This window comes from Pseudomonas sp. 32_A (assembly GCF_017490905.1).
GTDB lineage: Bacteria > Pseudomonadota > Gammaproteobacteria > Pseudomonadales > Pseudomonadaceae > Aquipseudomonas > Aquipseudomonas inefficax.
Genome location: NZ_JAFGYI010000021.1, coordinates 73,194 through 88,214, shown reverse-complemented (window position 1 = coordinate 88,214; position 15,021 = coordinate 73,194). Strand labels below are relative to the sequence as shown.

General features: G+C 62.8%; 16 protein-coding genes. 8 read left to right on the top strand and 8 right to left on the bottom strand.

Annotated features, from left to right (window positions below):
- The 5 genes from hisB to hisF are packed head-to-tail and all read left to right on the top strand — an operon-like array spanning nt 1 to nt 3,040.
- Nucleotides 1–594: an imidazoleglycerol-phosphate dehydratase HisB gene (gene hisB, locus J5M58_RS14920; protein WP_003255736.1), complete on the top strand. Its 594-nt coding sequence runs from the start codon at nt 1–3 to the stop codon at nt 592–594.
- Nucleotides 595–1,233: an imidazole glycerol phosphate synthase subunit HisH gene (hisH, locus tag J5M58_RS14915; protein WP_013970493.1), complete on the top strand. Its 639-nt coding sequence runs from the start codon at nt 595–597 to the stop codon at nt 1,231–1,233.
- Nucleotides 1,234–1,494, top strand: a complete 261-nt coding sequence (locus J5M58_RS14910; RefSeq protein ID WP_046614499.1) for a DUF2164 domain-containing protein — start codon at nt 1,234–1,236, stop codon at nt 1,492–1,494.
- A 27-nt stretch (nt 1,495–1,521) separates the two neighbouring features.
- A complete protein-coding gene (hisA, locus tag J5M58_RS14905) occupies nt 1,522–2,259 on the top strand; it encodes a 1-(5-phosphoribosyl)-5-[(5-phosphoribosylamino)methylideneamino]imidazole-4-carboxamide isomerase (protein WP_003257484.1) in 738 nt (245 codons plus the stop codon).
- A 10-nt stretch (nt 2,260–2,269) separates the two neighbouring features.
- Entirely contained in the window at nt 2,270–3,040 is a 771-nt protein-coding gene (hisF, locus tag J5M58_RS14900) for an imidazole glycerol phosphate synthase subunit HisF (RefSeq protein ID WP_025337372.1), read from the top strand.
- A 120-nt stretch (nt 3,041–3,160) separates the two neighbouring features.
- Here hisF and choV read toward each other — a convergent pair whose 3' ends face one another.
- The 3 genes from choV to J5M58_RS14885 form a co-directional block, all read right to left on the bottom strand.
- Complete coding sequence (choV, locus tag J5M58_RS14895) at nt 3,161–4,339, bottom strand: choline ABC transporter ATP-binding protein (protein WP_112251390.1); 1,179 nt, start codon at nt 4,337–4,339, stop codon at nt 3,161–3,163.
- Entirely contained in the window at nt 4,336–5,184 is an 849-nt protein-coding gene (gene choW, locus J5M58_RS14890) for a choline ABC transporter permease subunit (RefSeq protein WP_181457319.1), read from the bottom strand. Before choW ends, choV begins: the two co-directional genes overlap by 4 nt.
- An 80-nt stretch (nt 5,185–5,264) precedes the next feature.
- A complete protein-coding gene (locus J5M58_RS14885; protein ID WP_112251394.1) occupies nt 5,265–6,212 on the bottom strand; it encodes a choline ABC transporter substrate-binding protein in 948 nt (315 codons plus the stop codon).
- A gap of 453 nt (nt 6,213–6,665) precedes the next feature.
- On the opposite strand from J5M58_RS14885, the gene J5M58_RS14880 reads away from it, so the two are divergent.
- A complete protein-coding gene (locus J5M58_RS14880; protein WP_112251396.1) occupies nt 6,666–8,042 on the top strand; it encodes an L-serine ammonia-lyase in 1,377 nt (458 codons plus the stop codon).
- 498 nt (nt 8,043–8,540) lie between these two features.
- Complete coding sequence (locus J5M58_RS14875) at nt 8,541–9,647, top strand: GlxA family transcriptional regulator (RefSeq protein WP_112251398.1); 1,107 nt, start codon at nt 8,541–8,543, stop codon at nt 9,645–9,647.
- 119 nt (nt 9,648–9,766) lie between these two features.
- Here the strand turns inward: J5M58_RS14875 and J5M58_RS14870 are convergent, their stop codons facing one another.
- From J5M58_RS14870 to choX, 5 genes are all read right to left on the bottom strand, one after another.
- Nucleotides 9,767–10,024 carry a hypothetical protein gene (locus J5M58_RS14870; protein WP_046614493.1) on the bottom strand — a complete coding sequence of 86 codons (258 nt, stop codon included), beginning with the start codon at nt 10,022–10,024 and terminating at the stop codon, nt 9,767–9,769.
- 384 nt (nt 10,025–10,408) lie between these two features.
- Nucleotides 10,409–10,885 carry a thioesterase family protein gene (locus tag J5M58_RS14865; RefSeq protein ID WP_207878601.1) on the bottom strand — a complete coding sequence of 159 codons (477 nt, stop codon included), beginning with the start codon at nt 10,883–10,885 and terminating at the stop codon, nt 10,409–10,411.
- Nucleotides 10,886–10,895: 10 nt separating this feature from the next.
- Entirely contained in the window at nt 10,896–11,861 is a 966-nt protein-coding gene (locus tag J5M58_RS14860) for an L-carnitine dehydrogenase (protein ID WP_207878599.1), read from the bottom strand.
- 20 nt (nt 11,862–11,881) lie between these two features.
- Nucleotides 11,882–12,766: a 3-keto-5-aminohexanoate cleavage protein gene (locus J5M58_RS14855; protein WP_207878597.1), complete on the bottom strand. Its 885-nt coding sequence runs from the start codon at nt 12,764–12,766 to the stop codon at nt 11,882–11,884.
- 124 nt (nt 12,767–12,890) lie between these two features.
- Nucleotides 12,891–13,835: a choline ABC transporter substrate-binding protein gene (gene choX / locus J5M58_RS14850; RefSeq protein ID WP_112251406.1), complete on the bottom strand. Its 945-nt coding sequence runs from the start codon at nt 13,833–13,835 to the stop codon at nt 12,891–12,893.
- A gap of 145 nt (nt 13,836–13,980) precedes the next feature.
- Between choX and J5M58_RS14845 the strand changes: the two genes are divergently transcribed.
- The gene (locus J5M58_RS14845) at nt 13,981–14,925 is read left to right on the top strand and encodes a GlxA family transcriptional regulator (RefSeq protein ID WP_112251408.1); all 945 of its coding nucleotides are present in this window, start codon (nt 13,981–13,983) and stop codon (nt 14,923–14,925) included.
- Nucleotides 14,926–15,021 lie beyond the last annotated feature (96 nt).

The window sequence follows — 15,021 nt, the reverse complement described above, 5'->3', positions numbered from 1 at the left end:
ATGGTCGAACGTAAGGCTTCCGTCGAGCGCAATACCCTGGAAACCCAGGTCAAGTGCTCGATCAACCTCGATGGCAGTGGCAAGGCCCGATTCGATATCGGTGTGCCTTTCCTTGAACACATGCTGGACCAGATCGCCCGCCATGGGCTGATCGATCTGGATATCGAGTGCAAGGGTGACACGCATATCGACGATCACCATACCGTCGAAGACGTCGGCATCACCCTGGGCATGGCATTCGCCCAGGCCATCGGTGACAAGAAGGGCATCTTCCGCTACGGCCACGCCTACGTGCCGCTGGACGAAGCACTGTCGCGCGTGGTCATCGACTTCTCCGGTCGCCCGGGCCTGCAGATGCACGTGCCGTACACCCGTGCCAGCGTCGGCGGTTTCGATGTCGACCTGTTCCAGGAGTTCTTCCAGGGCTTCGTCAACCACGCCCTGGTGACCCTGCACATCGACAACCTGCGTGGCCACAACACCCACCACCAGATCGAAACCGTGTTCAAGGCTTTCGGCCGCGCCCTGCGCATGGCCATCACCCTCGACGAGCGCATGGCCGGGCAGATGCCTTCCACCAAAGGGTGCCTGTAAATGCAGACGGTAGCCGTAATCGACTATGGCATGGGTAACCTGCACTCGGTGGCCAAGGCACTCGAGCATGTAGGTGCCGGTAAGGTGCTGGTCACCAGCGATGCCACAGTCATCCGCGAAGCCGACCGCGTGGTATTCCCGGGCGTGGGCGCAATTCGCGACTGCATGGCAGAAATCCGCCGCCTGGGCTTCGACAGCCTGGTGCGCGAAGTCAGCCAGGACCGCCCGTTCCTCGGCATTTGCGTGGGCATGCAGGCACTGCTCGACCACAGCGAAGAAAACGACGGTGTCGACTGCATCGGCCTGTTCCCGGGCCAGGTGCGCTTCTTCGGCAAAGACCTGCAGGAAGACGGCGAGCACCTGAAGGTGCCGCACATGGGCTGGAACGAAGTCGGCCAGACCAACGACCACCCGCTGTGGCACGACATCCCCGACCGTGCGCGGTTCTACTTCGTGCACAGCTACTACATCAATGCCGGCAAACCGGCCCAGGTGGTCGGCCGCGGCCATTACGGTGTCGATTTCGCCGCTGCGCTGGCCGATGGCTCGCGCTTTGCCGTGCAGTTCCACCCGGAGAAGAGCCATACCCATGGCCTGCAGCTGCTGCAGAACTTCGTCGCCTGGGACGGGCGCTGGTAAATGAGCAGGTCGAAGACCAAGGCCCCGGTCATCACCCTGGCCCCCGAGCAGGAGCGCGAAGCGCTGCACACGCTCAAGCGCTTCCTCGAAGACCGTTTCGAGCTGGAGCTGGGGTCGTTCGAAGTGGCCGAGGTCCTCGAGCTGTTCAGCAAAGAAATTGCACCCCATTACTACAACAGGGCGATTGCCGATGTTCAGCTGCACCTCAAGGAGCGGTTCGAGAGCATCGAAAGCGATCTGTGGGCGCTCGAAAAGCCCTGAAACCCCAAGAACAGACAGGTTCCCAAGATGCTGATTATCCCCGCTATCGATCTGAAGGACGGTGCCTGCGTGCGCCTGCGCCAAGGCCGCATGGAAGACTCCACGGTATTTTCCGACGACCCGGTGAGCATGGCCGCCAAGTGGGTCGAGGGTGGCTGCCGCCGCCTGCACCTGGTCGACCTCAACGGCGCCTTCGAAGGCCAGCCGGTCAACGGTGAAGTGGTCACTGCCATCGCCAAGCGCTATCCGACTTTGCCGATCCAGATCGGCGGTGGCATCCGCTCGCTGGAAACCATCGAGCACTACGTCAAGGCTGGCGTCAGCTACGTGATCATCGGTACCAAGGCGGTCAAGCAGCCGGAATTCGTCGCTGAAGCGTGCAAGGCCTTCCCGGGCAAGGTCATCGTCGGTCTGGACGCCAAGGACGGCTTCGTCGCCACCGACGGCTGGGCTGAAGTGAGCTCGGTGCAGGTCATCGACCTGGCCAAGCGTTTCGAGGCCGATGGCGTCTCGGCGATCGTCTACACCGACATCGCCAAGGACGGCATGATGCAGGGCTGCAATGTGCCGTTCACCAAGGCGCTGGCAGAAGCCACCTCGATCCCGGTGATCGCCTCGGGCGGCATCCACAACCTGGGTGACATCAAGGCCCTGCTGGACGCCAAGGCCCCGGGCATCATCGGCGCCATCACCGGCCGTGCCATCTACGAAGGCACCCTCGATGTCGCCGAGGCCCAAGCCTTCTGCGACAACTACCAAGGCTGAGGACTGAACCATGGCACTGGCCAAGCGCATCATCCCTTGCCTGGACGTGGACAACGGCCGGGTGGTCAAGGGCGTCAAGTTCGAGAACATCCGTGATGCCGGCGACCCGGTGGAAATCGCCCGTCGCTACGACGAGCAAGGTGCCGACGAAATCACCTTCCTCGACATTACTGCCAGCGTCGATGGCCGTGACACCACCCTGCATACCGTCGAGCGTATGGCCAGCCAGGTGTTCATCCCGCTGACCGTGGGCGGTGGCGTGCGCACCGTACAGGACATCCGCAACCTGCTCAATGCCGGTGCCGACAAGGTCTCGATCAACACGGCCGCGGTGTTCAACCCGGAGTTTGTTGGCGAGGCCGCGGACCGTTTCGGTTCGCAGTGCATCGTTGTGGCCATCGACGCCAAGAAGGTATCCGGCCCGGGTGAGCAGCCGCGTTGGGAGATTTTCACTCACGGCGGGCGCAAGCCGACCGGGCTGGATGCCGTTGAATGGGCGAAGAAGATGGAAGGCCTGGGGGCCGGCGAGATTCTGCTGACCAGCATGGACCAGGACGGCATGAAGAACGGCTTCGATCTTGGCGTTACCCGCGCGATCAGTGATGCGCTGGGTATTCCGGTGATTGCCTCGGGCGGGGTGGGTAACCTGCAGCACCTGGCTGACGGCATTCTGGAAGGGCATGCCAGTGCGGTGCTGGCGGCCAGTATCTTCCACTTTGGCGAGTACACGGTGCCGGAGGCCAAGGCCTACATGGCTTCGCGCGGGATCGTCGTTCGCTGACCCATTGTTGGGAGGGCTTTGCCCTCCTTTCGCGACACAAGGCCGCTCCTACAGGGATATGCGTTCCCCTGTAGGAGCGGCCTTGTGTCGCGAAAGGGCCGCAACGCGGCCCCAATGGCATCAACCGTGGTTCTTGCCGAGCAGCGCGTGATATAGCTCGCTGTCGCCCAGAATCCCCACCACCTTGTCATTCTCCTGCAGCACCAGCTTGTTCCCGGTCTGGTAGCGAATCTGCAGCGCATCGCGCATGCCGATATCCGCATGCACCAGGGTCGGTTTGCGGCCCAGCCCTTCCACCGACTGCCCCGGTGCCCAGTTCTGCATCTCCAGCCCGTTCTGCCCCTGGCGCGCACGCTTGATCGAGTTGCCTTCGCCCAGGTCCAGCCACGAATCGCCACCCGGGTCCAGGCACACCGAGCCATTCACCCGCTTGCAGTTGTCCAGGCTACGCATCAGGCTGCGCCCGCACAGCACGTTCAGCGGGTTGGTATGGGCGACGAAGGTACGCACATACTCGTCGGCCGGGTTGAGCACGATCTCTTCCGGCTTGCTGTACTGGATGATCCGCCCGTCCTTCATGATGGCGATGCGGCTACCCAGCTTCAGCGCTTCGTCCAGGTCGTGGCTGACGAACACGATGGTCTTGCTCAGCTTGGCCTGCAGGCCAAGCAACTCGTCTTGCAGGCCCTGGCGGATCAGCGGGTCCAGTGCCGAGAACGGTTCGTCCATCAGCAGGATGTCGGCATCCATCGCCAGCGCCCGGGCCAGGCCCACGCGCTGCTGCATGCCGCCTGACAGTTCGTCCGGCTTCTTGTTGCGCCACTGGGTCAGGCCCACCAGCTCGAGCTTTTCGTCGACCAGCTTGCGCCGTTCCTTCTCGGGGCGGCCCTGCATTTCCAGGCCAAAGCTGATGTTCTCGCGTACCGTCAGCCAGGGCATCAGGGCGAATTTCTGGAACACCATGGCAATGCGCTTGGTGCGCATCATCTTCAGTTCGGCGGGGGTACAGTGGGCAATGTCGATGTGCTTGCCTTCGTGCTCGACAAACAGCTTGCCGCGGCTGACGGTGTTGAGGCCGTTGATGCAGCGCAGCAAACTCGACTTGCCCGAACCGGACAGGCCCATCAGCACGCAGATTTCGCCCTTCTGGATATCCAGGTTGGCCTTCTCGACCCCCACAACCAGGCCGGTCTGCTTGAGAATCTGCTCGCGGGTCTGGCCTTGGTCGAGCAGGGCCAGCGCTTCGCGCGGCTTGTTGGAGAAGATGACGTCGACGTCTTCGAAACGAATGATGCTCATGCTTCACCCCTTACCGGCAGGTCCGGTTGCTTGCAGATACGGTCGAGCATGATCGCCAGCAGCACGATCGCCAGGCCCGCTTCGAAGCCCAGGGAAATATCGGCGGTGTTCAGTGCGTTGACCACAGGTTTGCCCAGGCCGTCAGCACCGACCAGGGCGGCAATCACTACCATCGACAGCGACAGCATGATGCACTGGGTAACGCCGGCGGCGATGCTCGGCATCGCGTGCGGCAGTTCGATACGGGTGAGCAGCTGGCGCCGCGAGCAGCCAAAGGCCTTGCCGGCGTCCATCAGCTCCTGCGGGACATCGCAGATGCCCAGATAGGTGAGGCGGATCGGCGCGGCGATGGCGAACACCACCGTCGAGATCAGCCCCGGCACCACACCCAGACCGAACAGGGTCAGGGTGGGGATCAGGTAGACGAATGTAGGTACCGTCTGCATCAGGTCGAGTACCGGGCGCATGGCGGTATAGAACATCGGTTTGTGCGCGGCGACGATGCCCAGTGGCACGCCGATGGCCACGCAAACCACCGTGGCGAAGGTGACCTGCGCCAGGGTTTCCATGGTTTCCTGCCAGTAACCCAGGTTGAGGATCAGCAGGAACGACAGGGCGACGAATGCGGTCAGCGCCCACTTGCGCTGGATGAAATGCGCCAGGGCGGCGAACAGAGCGATGAGCACGAACGGATTGAAGAAGGTCAGGGCACTGGTGACGCCATGGATCATGAACTCCAGGCCCTGCGCGATGGCGTCGAAGTAGTTCGCGCCGTTCTGGGTCAGCCACTCGACGAACGACGCGATGTACTCACCCAGGGGTATTTTCTGATCGATAAGCATGATAGCGAGCTTCCACCTGCATAGATTGAAATCAACCCGGGGCAGGCACGGCCTGCCCCGAGGTAGCGCTATGGCGTATTGCGTTATTGCGTCAGCTTGGCCTTGGCCGCCTCCAGGCCTGGTTTGCCATCAACGGTGGTGACACCGGCCAGCCAGGCATCCAGCTTGCCAGGGTTGTCCTTGAGCCACTTCTTGGCAGCCGCCTCGGGTTTCATCTTGTCGTCCAGGACATAGCCCATCATGGTGCTTTCATCCTTGAGCTCGAACGACAGGTTCTTCAACAGCTGGCCAACGTTGCTGCATTCCTGCACATAGCCCTTGCGGGTGTTGGTCAATACGGTCGCCTTGCCGAAGTCGGGGCCGAAGAACTCGTCCCCACCGGTCAGGTACTGCATCTTGAAGCGGGTGTTCATCGGGTGCGGTTCCCAGCCGAGGAACACCAGCGCCTCGCCGCGTTTCTGCGCGCGGTCGACCTGCGACAGCATGCCGGCCTCGCTGGACTGGACGATCTTGAAGCCGGCGTCCTTCAGGCCGAAGGCGTTCTTGTCGATCATGCTCTGGATGGTGCGGTTGCCATCGTTGCCAGGCTCGATGCCGTAGATCTTGCCGCCCAGTTCCTGCTTGAACTTGGGAATGTCGCTGAAGTCCTTCAGGCCCTTGTCATACAGCGCCTGGGGCACAGCCAAGGTGTACTTGGCGTTTTCCAGGTTGGCGCGCACGGTTTCCACAGTACCTGCGTCGCGGTACTGCTTGATGTCGTTCTCCATGGTCGGCATCCAGTTGCCGAGAAACACGTCCAGGTCCTTGCCGGTGGCCAGCGACTTGTAGGTCACCGGTACCGAGATCATGGTGGTGTGGGTCTTGTAACCCAGTGCTTCGAGCACAACGCTGGTGGTCGCGGTGGTGACCGTGATGTCGGTCCAGCCGACATCCGAGAACCGTACCGTCTTGCATTGCTCGGGTTCGGCGGCCTGGGCCAGCAAAGGCGCGGACAGCATCGCAACCAGCAACAGCGAGGGTGAACCTTTCATGGATGGACTCCTGTGATTTTGTCTTCGGGTTCGCGTGGGTCGCCGGGCTTTCTCAGGGTCCGGTCGACCAGGCCTGCAGAGGGCAGGATGCGTGGCCGTGCTTTACGAGTCGCTTTCGATAATCCTCCAGCGCCGGGCAATCGCCTACTGGTGGGGTCGTAACCAGTACGGAACGGGTCGTATCCAGTATGGGCGATGTCGTTTATGGGTTTTTCCACCCCCTCAGCCGCATTTTTACGTCGCCAGGCCGCCGGAAAGCGGCCTGGTGAGGGCTACTCCCCGGTAGAAAACAGCGCGGCGCTGCTGGACAAAAGTACGTCGGTTGCAGACGGCGAGGGGTGCGGTAAAAGCCCGATGATGCGTGCATTCAAGGCGGCCCGCTGCTTCAGCCTAGCAGCTGCCCCGCCCTGCGCATGGCGCGCAGAGACAAGCCCAGCAAGAGGTGATTCAACAATGGCCATCAGCGTGTTCGACCTGTTCAAGATCGGTGTCGGGCCCTCCAGCTCCCACACCGTCGGCCCCATGCGTGCTGGCGCCCTGTTCGTCCAGGGCCTGCGCGAGCGTGGCGAGCTGGAACGTGTGAAGCGGATCGAAGTGCGCCTGTATGGCTCGCTGTCGGCCACGGGTGTGGGGCATGGCACCGACAATGCCACCATCATGGGCCTGATGGGCGAATGGCCGGACGCCATCGACCCGACCCAGATCGCGCCGCGTATCGCCGACCTGCGCGAAACCAATACCCTGCAGCTGGACCGCCGCCTGCCCATCGAATTCGTCTGGGCCCGCGACATGCTGCTGCTGGACGAGAACCTGCCGTACCACCCCAACGCCATGACCCTGATTGCCGAAGGCGAGCAGGGCGAGCTGCACCGCGACACCTATTACTCGGTGGGTGGCGGCTTTGTGGTCGATGCCGCCCAGGCCGCCAGCGGCGTGCTGGATGCCGACCAGACGGTGCTGCCGTACGACTTCGACAGCGCCGCCGAACTGCTGCGCCTGTGCAAGCAAAACGACCTCAGCGTGTCGCAATTGATGATGGCCAACGAGAAGGTCTGGCGCAGCGAGGAAGAGATCCGCGCCGGCCTGCACAAGCTCTGGGAAGCCATGCAGGAATGCGTCAACAATGGCCTGAAATACGAAGGCACGCTGCCCGGCGGGCTGAACGTACGCCGCCGCGCCGCCAAGCTGCACCGCAGCCTGCAGGAAATCGGCAAGCCCAACGTGATCGGCTCGACCATGAGCGCCATGGAGTGGGTCAACCTGTTCGCCCTGGCGGTCAACGAAGAAAACGCCGCCGGCGGGCGCATGGTTACCGCGCCGACCAACGGCGCGGCGGGCATCATCCCGGCGGTGTTGCACTACTACATGCGCTTCAGTGATGCGGTGGACGAGTCCAGCGTGGTCGATTTCTTCCTCGCTGCCGCCGCGGTGGGCATTCTGTGCAAGAAGAACGCGTCGATCTCTGGTGCCGAAGTGGGTTGCCAGGGGGAAGTCGGTTCGGCTTGCGCCATGGCCGCGGCGGGCCTCGCTGAGGTGCTGGGCGCGACCCCACCGCAGGTGGAGAACGCTGCCGAGATTGCACTGGAGCACAACCTGGGCCTGACCTGCGACCCGGTCGGCGGGTTGGTGCAGGTGCCGTGCATCGAGCGCAACGCGATTGCCGCGGTCAAGGCCATCAACGCGGTGCAGATGGCCCTGCGTGGTGACGGCGAGCACTTCATTTCCCTCGACCAGGTGATCCGCACCATGCGCGATACCGGGGCCGACATGCACGACAAGTACAAAGAGACCTCGCGTGGTGGCCTGGCGGTCAGCGCCATTGAATGCTGACTCTTGATCTGACCTTAAGGGCCTCTTCGCGGGTGAACCCGCTCCCACAGGGACTGCATCATCCTTGTGGGAGCGGGTTCACCCGCGAAGGGGCCCTTGAGATTGAAACAGGTGCAGCACAGCCACAAATGTCTCTTTATGGTGCAGCGCGACGCATACCGATCGTCGGGTGTCGTTATCAGTGTGGGCGTTGTCGGTGACACTCAAGAGTGTCGTTTCTGGGCATCCTACACTGCGCGTGTCACCAAATTGCTCAGCCGTTACAGGCACAGCGCCTAGCACGCCCGTTCCACGAAGATTGGCCAGCTCGATCAAAGCGCTTGATTTGCCTGATAAAGGCGTCGTTTTCAGGTTTTTTTGGATAGCCGTTCAATTTCAGGCACGGCGTTTGCGTTGAGATTGGCACCAAGGCCCCTGCACATGAAACCGGGGCCGTACATAACAAGAAATCAGTGCTCGCCTGAGGCACACCCTGCATTTGTGTGAGGAGAAATCGCGATGACGTCGTACACCTCCGGGACCCCAACCCAGAACCGCACAGCCCCCCAGTCCATCGGGTTTCTCCTACTGGACAATTTCACTCTCATTTCCCTGGCGTCGGCCGTCGAGCCGCTGCGCATGGCCAACCAGCTTTCCGGCCGCGAGCTGTACCGCTGGCACACCCTGACTGTCGATGGCGGCCAGGTGTGGGCCAGCGACGGCCTGCAGATCACTCCCGACGCGGCCATGCACAGCGCCCCGCCGATGGATACAGTGATTGTTTGTGGCGGCGTCGGCATCCAGCGCACCGTTACCCGTGAGCATGTCACCTGGCTGCAGGCCCAGGCTCGCCAGTCGCGACGCCTGGGTGCAGTGTGCACCGGCAGCTGGGCCCTGGCCTGCGCCGGCCTGCTCGATGGCTTTGATTGCAGCGTGCACTGGGAATGCCTGGCTGCCATGCAGGAGGCCTACCCGCGGGTCAACATGAGCACCCGCCTGTTCACCCTCGACCGTAACCGCTTCACCAGCTCCGGCGGCACTGCGCCGCTGGACATGATGCTGCACCTGATCAGCCGCGATCACGGCCGTGAACTGTCGGCGGCAATCTCCGAAATGTTCGTCTACGAACGCATCCGCAACGAGCAGGATCACCAGCGCGTGCCGCTCAAGCACATGCTTGGCACCAACCAGCCGAAGCTGCAGGAAATCGTCGCGCTGATGGAGGCCAACCTCGAAGAGCCGATCGACCTGGACGAACTGGCGGTATACGTGTCGGTATCGCGCCGGCAGCTCGAGCGCCTGTTCCAGAAGTATCTGCACTGTTCGCCGTCGCGTTACTACCTGAAGCTGCGCCTGATCCGCGCCCGGCAGTTGCTGAAGCAGACGCCGATGTCGATCATCGAGGTGGCGTCGGTATGCGGCTTCGTGTCGACCCCGCACTTCTCCAAGTGCTACCGCGAGTACTTCGGCATTCCGCCGCGTGATGAGCGCGTGGGCTCCAACACCGCGCAGCAGGTGGCGATGATGCCGATCCCGCAGGCCATGACTCTGTCGCCGCACAGCGGGCCGATGGCGGCCCTGAGCCAGGCGCGCAACGAGTCGACCTTTGCCAGTGTGAGGCTCTGAAATGGCACTGGCCTCTTCGCGGGTGAACCCGCTCCCACAGGTACTGCACTGCTTTCGAGTTCAGTGCAGTACCTGTGGGAGCGGGTTCACCCGCGAAGAGGCCAGTACAGGAAAACGATTCAGGCGCGCTTGTTGAACTGCGCCAACGCCGGCAACAGCTGTTTGTCGATGGCTTGGCGCACCGCCGGCAGGATCGTCGCACTACCGGTATACATCTGCTCCACCATCCCCTTCAGCGCCCGTGCATTGGGCTCGGTCAGCCCGCGCACCACCGCCTCGCAGGCCTGCTCGGCAGTTGCCCCGGCCGGAATCTCGAACCCGCGCGCGCGCAGGTGGCCTGCCAGATCGTCCTGGTCAATCAAATCCGCATGCATCATGGCTGTTGTCCCTTTTATCGCTAAGAGAGTGCTGCTGTGATTTACGACCGATTCTGTGACGCCGGCGACATGCCCGCAACAACAGAATGGCGCCATGGCTGCATTGGCTAAGAACAGGTCGTTTCCGGCTAAATCGAGCACCTTGGAAGGCCGCACACTGAAGCCATTCACGGTACCTGAGGGTTTGGTCACCCTCGTTCATGCACAGTGGATGTTGCTCGCTCTTGGCCCCGGATGCTCACGGCTTTCCGGGGTTATTTTTTCCCGAAGCAACACTTGAAGGATGCACAAATCCCTGTGGGAGCGGGTTTACCCGCGAATGCGATGGTGAAGCTACCAAAGCATTCGCGGGTGAACCCGCTCCCACAGGGCGCGCAGTCACCTTCAGGATTTTGTGTTCAGGCCTATTACCCTGCCCAGGAATTCAGCCGACGGCAGGCCCTGCTGCTCATCCACCAACCCTTGCAGCAACCCGACGCTACGCTCACTGAACGGCGCCGACTTCGGCCCCGCCAGGTCCACATGCAGCAGCATCTGCTCGCTGGCCGCCAGCACCTCGTCGAACCCTGCCCGGTGCAGGCTGTGGTAGACATGCAGGCGCTTGCGATCGAAACCGATGATCTGCGTCTGCACCCACACCTCGGTGCCCAGCTTCACTTCATGCAGGTAGTTGATGTGCGCCTCCAGGGTGAACAGCGAGTTACCGCTCTGGCCGCGACTGTCGGCATCCAGGCCGATGCGCTCCATCAGCGCATCGGTGGCGTAGCTGAAGATCAGCAGGTAGAAGGCATCGCGCAGATGCCCGTTGTAGTCTACCCAGTCCTCCTGGACCGGGGTGCGGTAGGTGATCAGTGCGGGCATCGCAGTCTCCTCAGTCGCCGAAAGCCATACCGTGCCTGGCCTTGCTGGTCTTCACGGCCTCCAGCACTGCCAACAGGGTGTCATCACGATAGCGCTCCAACGCAGCGATGCTGCGATCACCCAGTTGCTCGGAGGTACCTTCGACCACATCGTCGATCAGCTTGTCGGTCAACTCCGGTGCCGGCAGGTAGGTCCAGGGCAGCTTCAGCGCCGGGCCGAACTGGGCCATGAAGTGGCGCATGCCGGCGTCGCCACCGGCCAGGGTGTAGGTGAGGAAGGTGCCCATGAACGACCAGCGCAGGCCGGCGCCGAAGCGGATCGCGTCGTCGATCTCGCCAGTGCTGGCCACGCCGTCGTTGACCAGGTGCAGGGCCTCGCGCCACAGCGCTTCGAGCAGGCGGTCGGCGATGAAGCCAGGGACTTCCTTGCGCACATGCAGCGGGCGCATGCCGAGTGCGGTGTAGATGGTTTTCGCGGCCTCGATAGCTTCGGGTGCCGTGCGGTTGCCGCCGACGATCTCCACCAGCGGCAGCAGGTAAACCGGGTTGAACGGGTGACCGACCACGCAACGCTCAGGGTGAGTGGATGACTCGTAGAACTCGCTGGGCAGCAGGCCCGAGGTACTGGAGCCGATGATTGCATTGGGCTTGGCGGCAGCGCTGATCTTCGCGTGCAGGTCGAGCTTGAGGTCCAGGCGCTCGGGTGCGCTTTCCTGGATGAAATCGGCGTCGCGCACGCATTCCTCGATGGTGGCCACGAATTTCAGCCGGTCTTGCGCTGCACCTGGCGCCAGGCCTTGTTTCTCCAGTGCAGGCCAGGCGTTGGCGATGCGTTTGCGCAGGGCGTGCTCGGCGCCGGGCGCCGGGTCCCAAGCGACCACGTCCAGGCCATGGGCCAGGGCGCGGGCGACCCAGCCGCTGCCGATCACGCCACTACCCAGGGCGGCGAAGGACTTGATCTCGGTGATGAAGGGCATATCGGTCTCCTGAAAGGGAATCAGCGGCGCTTGAGGTTCATTTTTTCCCGGCCTTCTGCCGGGCTGAGCACGCGGCCACCCATGCGGGTGATGATCTCTGCCGCCCGCTCGACCAGCTGACCGTTGCTGGCCAGTACGCCACGGTCCAGGTACAGGTTGTCTTCCAGGCCCACCCGCACGTTGCCACCCAGCAGCACCGCTTGGGCGGCCATCGGCATCTGCATGCGGCCAATGCCGAAGCCGGCCCAGGTGACGTTGGCTGGCAGGTTGTCGACCATGGCCTTCATGGTGGTGGTATCGGCCGGCGCACCCCACGGGATGCCCAGGCACAGCTGGAACAGCGGGTCGTTGAGCAGGCCTTCCTTGATCATCTGCTTGGCGAACCAAAGGTGGCCGGTGTCGAAGATTTCCAGCTCGGCTTTCACTCCCAGCTCGGTGATGCGCTTGGCACCGGCGCGCAGTTGCGCCGGGGTAGAGACGTAGATCGAGTTGCCATCGCCGAAATTGAGGGTGCCGCAGTCGAGGGTGCAAATTTCCGGCAGCAGCGCTTCGACATGGGCCAGACGTTCCAGTGGGCCGATCAGGTCGGTGCCCGGGCCGAATTCCAGTGGTGTTTCACCCGGGCCGATTTCCAGGTCGCCACCCATACCGGCGGTAAGGTTGACGATGATGTCCACGTCAGCTTCGCGGATGCGTTCCATGACTTCGCGATACAGCGCCACGTCACGGCTGAAGCGGCCGGTTTGCGGGTCGCGCACGTGGCAGTGGACTACGGTGGCGCCGGCTTTGGCGGCCTCTACGGCAGACTCGGCGATCTGCTTGGGGGTGACTGGAACAAGGTGGCTTTTCGAGGCGGTGTCGCCAGCGCCGGTGAGGGCGCAGGTGATGATGACGTCGTGGTTCATGGCGGGGGTCCTTGTGGTGTCTGTGGTGGCCTTTTCGCGGGTGAACCCGCTCCCACAGGAGCACCGTGGTGTTCCTGGCATGCGCGTAACCTGTGGGAGCGGGTTTACCCGCGAAGGGGCCGGATCAGTTGGCGCCGAGCTTGAGGTTGTCCGCAGCCGGCTTGCCATCGAAGGTGGTCACACCCTCCAGCCAGCGGGCCTTGTCCTCGGGGTGGTCCTTGAGCCACTGGCGGGCCGATTCCAGCGCGTCCTTGTGGTCGAGCAGCGGCTGCATCATGCGGCTCTCGTCCTCGGCGCTGAAGTTCAGGTTGGCCAGCAGGCGGTGGGCGTTGGGGCAGCGTTCGGCATAGTCCGGCGCAGTCACCGTCCACACTGTCGCGCGGCCTTCGTCAGGGCCCAGGGCGTCCTGGCTGTCGCCCAGATAGACCATGTCGATATTCACGTTCATCGGGTGCGGTGCCCAGCCAAAGAACACCACAGCTTCGTTGCGCCGCACCGCGCGGTCGACGGCGGCGAGCATGCCGGCCTCGCTGGATTCGACCAGCTGGAACTTGCCAAGGCCAAACTGGTTCTTGGTGATCATCGCCTTGATCTGGGTGTTGGCGCCGGAGCCTGGTTCGATGCCGTAGATTTTCCCGCCCAGTTCCTTTTCGAACTTGTGAATATCGGCGAACGTCTTCAGGCCCTTGTCGGCCAGGTACTTGGGCACCGCCAGGGTGGCGCGGGCGTCTTCCAGGCTGGGCTTGTCGAGCACCTTGACCTGCTTGGCATCGACGAACGGGGTGATGGTCTGGGTCATGATCGGGTTCCAGTAACCCAGGAACATGTCCAGGCGTTTGTCGCGGATGCCGGCGAAGATGATCTGCTGCGAAGCGCTGGTCTGCTTGGTCTGGTAGCCAAGGCCATCGAGCAGCACCTGCGCCATGGCGCTGGTGGCGATGACATCGGTCCAGTTGACCACGCCCAGACGGACGTTCTTGCAGGCCGCGGGTTCCGCGGCATACAGCGGGGAAGCGACGATAGTGGTCAGGGCTACGGATAACAGGCTGCGGCGGATCAAGCGTTGCATGGTGGCTCTCCATCGGCAGGGCATTTTTTATAGGGGCCGGCCTCTCTGGGCCGTGTGAACACGCTACGCTGCTGCCAGGGTGGTAAATCGCACCCTGGCGACCAACATTTGCACGGAGGCGACCACCTTTGCCGTGGAGCATGCAATGCCGCAAATCATTCATTTCCTGTTGTTGCCCGGGTTCTCGGCCATGGGTTTCATCAGTGCTCTGGAACCACTGCGGGTGGCCAATCGTTTCAAGGGCCCGTTGTATCGCTGGCAGGTGTTGAGCCTGGACGGCGGGCCGGTGCTGGCCAGCAATGGCATGTCGGTAAACGCCGATGCAGCGCTGGCGGCGGGCGAACCTGGCGGCATCCTGCTGATCGTCGCGGGCTTCGAGCCGTTGGCCTGTTACGGGCCGGCACTGCAGCAGGCGCTACGCCGCCTGGACCATGAGGGAGTTGTTCTGGGTGGCATCGATACCGGCGCGGTGGTACTGGCCGAGGCCGGCCTGCTCGACGGCCACCGCGCCACCGTGCACTGGGAGGCGCTGGAGGCATTCAAGGAGCGCTATCCACGCTTGCAGGTGACCCAGGAGCTATTCGAGATCGATCGGCGGCGCATTACCTGCGCAGGCGGTACCGCGTCAATCGACCTGATGCTTGACCTGATCGGCCAGGCCCATGGCAGCGAGCTGGCTGTGCAGGTATCCGAGCAGTTCGTGCTCGGGCGCATTCGCCAACGCCAGGACCACCAGCGCATGCAGATCGCCAGCCGTTACGGCATCAGCAACAAGAAGCTCGTGAAGGTGATCGGCGAGATGGAGCGAAATATCGAGCAGCCGCTCAATACCCAGGTGCTGGCCGATGCAGTGCAGGTGACCCGGCGGCAGCTGGAGCGCCTGTTCCGCTTGCATCTGGACGACACGCCCAGTGGCTTCTATCTGCGATTGCGACTGGACAAGGCTCGGCAGCTATTGCGCCAGACCGACATGAGTGTGCTGGAGGTGGCGGTGGCGTGCGGGTTCGAGTCGGCGTCGTATTTCACACGGAGTTACCGGGCACGGTTCGAGCGGTGTCCGCGGGAGGATCGGTTGGTCCGAGTGGTGTGACTGGTCCTCGTTAGTCTTCGAGGTTCAACTCTCGCGTTACTGGAAAACCTGTTTGGTTAGACGAGGTGGGACCCCGCGCAGCGTGCAATGCCGCCT

Coding starts and splice junctions, on each gene's coding strand:
- hisB (WP_003255736.1), top strand. CDS start 1: ATGGTCGAACGTAAGGCTTCCGTCGAGCGCAATACCCTGGAAACCCAG.
- hisH (WP_013970493.1), top strand. CDS start 595: ATGCAGACGGTAGCCGTAATCGACTATGGCATGGGTAACCTGCACTCG.
- J5M58_RS14910 (WP_046614499.1), top strand. CDS start 1,234: ATGAGCAGGTCGAAGACCAAGGCCCCGGTCATCACCCTGGCCCCCGAG.
- hisA (WP_003257484.1), top strand. CDS start 1,522: ATGCTGATTATCCCCGCTATCGATCTGAAGGACGGTGCCTGCGTGCGC.
- hisF (WP_025337372.1), top strand. CDS start 2,270: ATGGCACTGGCCAAGCGCATCATCCCTTGCCTGGACGTGGACAACGGC.
- choV (WP_112251390.1), bottom strand. CDS start 4,339: ATGAGCATCATTCGTTTCGAAGACGTCGACGTCATCTTCTCCAACAAG.
- J5M58_RS14885 (WP_112251394.1), bottom strand. CDS start 6,212: ATGAAAGGTTCACCCTCGCTGTTGCTGGTTGCGATGCTGTCCGCGCCT.
- J5M58_RS14880 (WP_112251396.1), top strand. CDS start 6,666: ATGGCCATCAGCGTGTTCGACCTGTTCAAGATCGGTGTCGGGCCCTCC.
- J5M58_RS14875 (WP_112251398.1), top strand. CDS start 8,541: ATGACGTCGTACACCTCCGGGACCCCAACCCAGAACCGCACAGCCCCC.
- J5M58_RS14870 (WP_046614493.1), bottom strand. CDS start 10,024: ATGATGCATGCGGATTTGATTGACCAGGACGATCTGGCAGGCCACCTG.
- J5M58_RS14865 (WP_207878601.1), bottom strand. CDS start 10,885: ATGCCCGCACTGATCACCTACCGCACCCCGGTCCAGGAGGACTGGGTA.
- J5M58_RS14860 (WP_207878599.1), bottom strand. CDS start 11,861: ATGCCCTTCATCACCGAGATCAAGTCCTTCGCCGCCCTGGGTAGTGGC.
- J5M58_RS14855 (WP_207878597.1), bottom strand. CDS start 12,766: ATGAACCACGACGTCATCATCACCTGCGCCCTCACCGGCGCTGGCGAC.
- choX (WP_112251406.1), bottom strand. CDS start 13,835: ATGCAACGCTTGATCCGCCGCAGCCTGTTATCCGTAGCCCTGACCACT.
- J5M58_RS14845 (WP_112251408.1), top strand. CDS start 13,981: ATGCCGCAAATCATTCATTTCCTGTTGTTGCCCGGGTTCTCGGCCATG.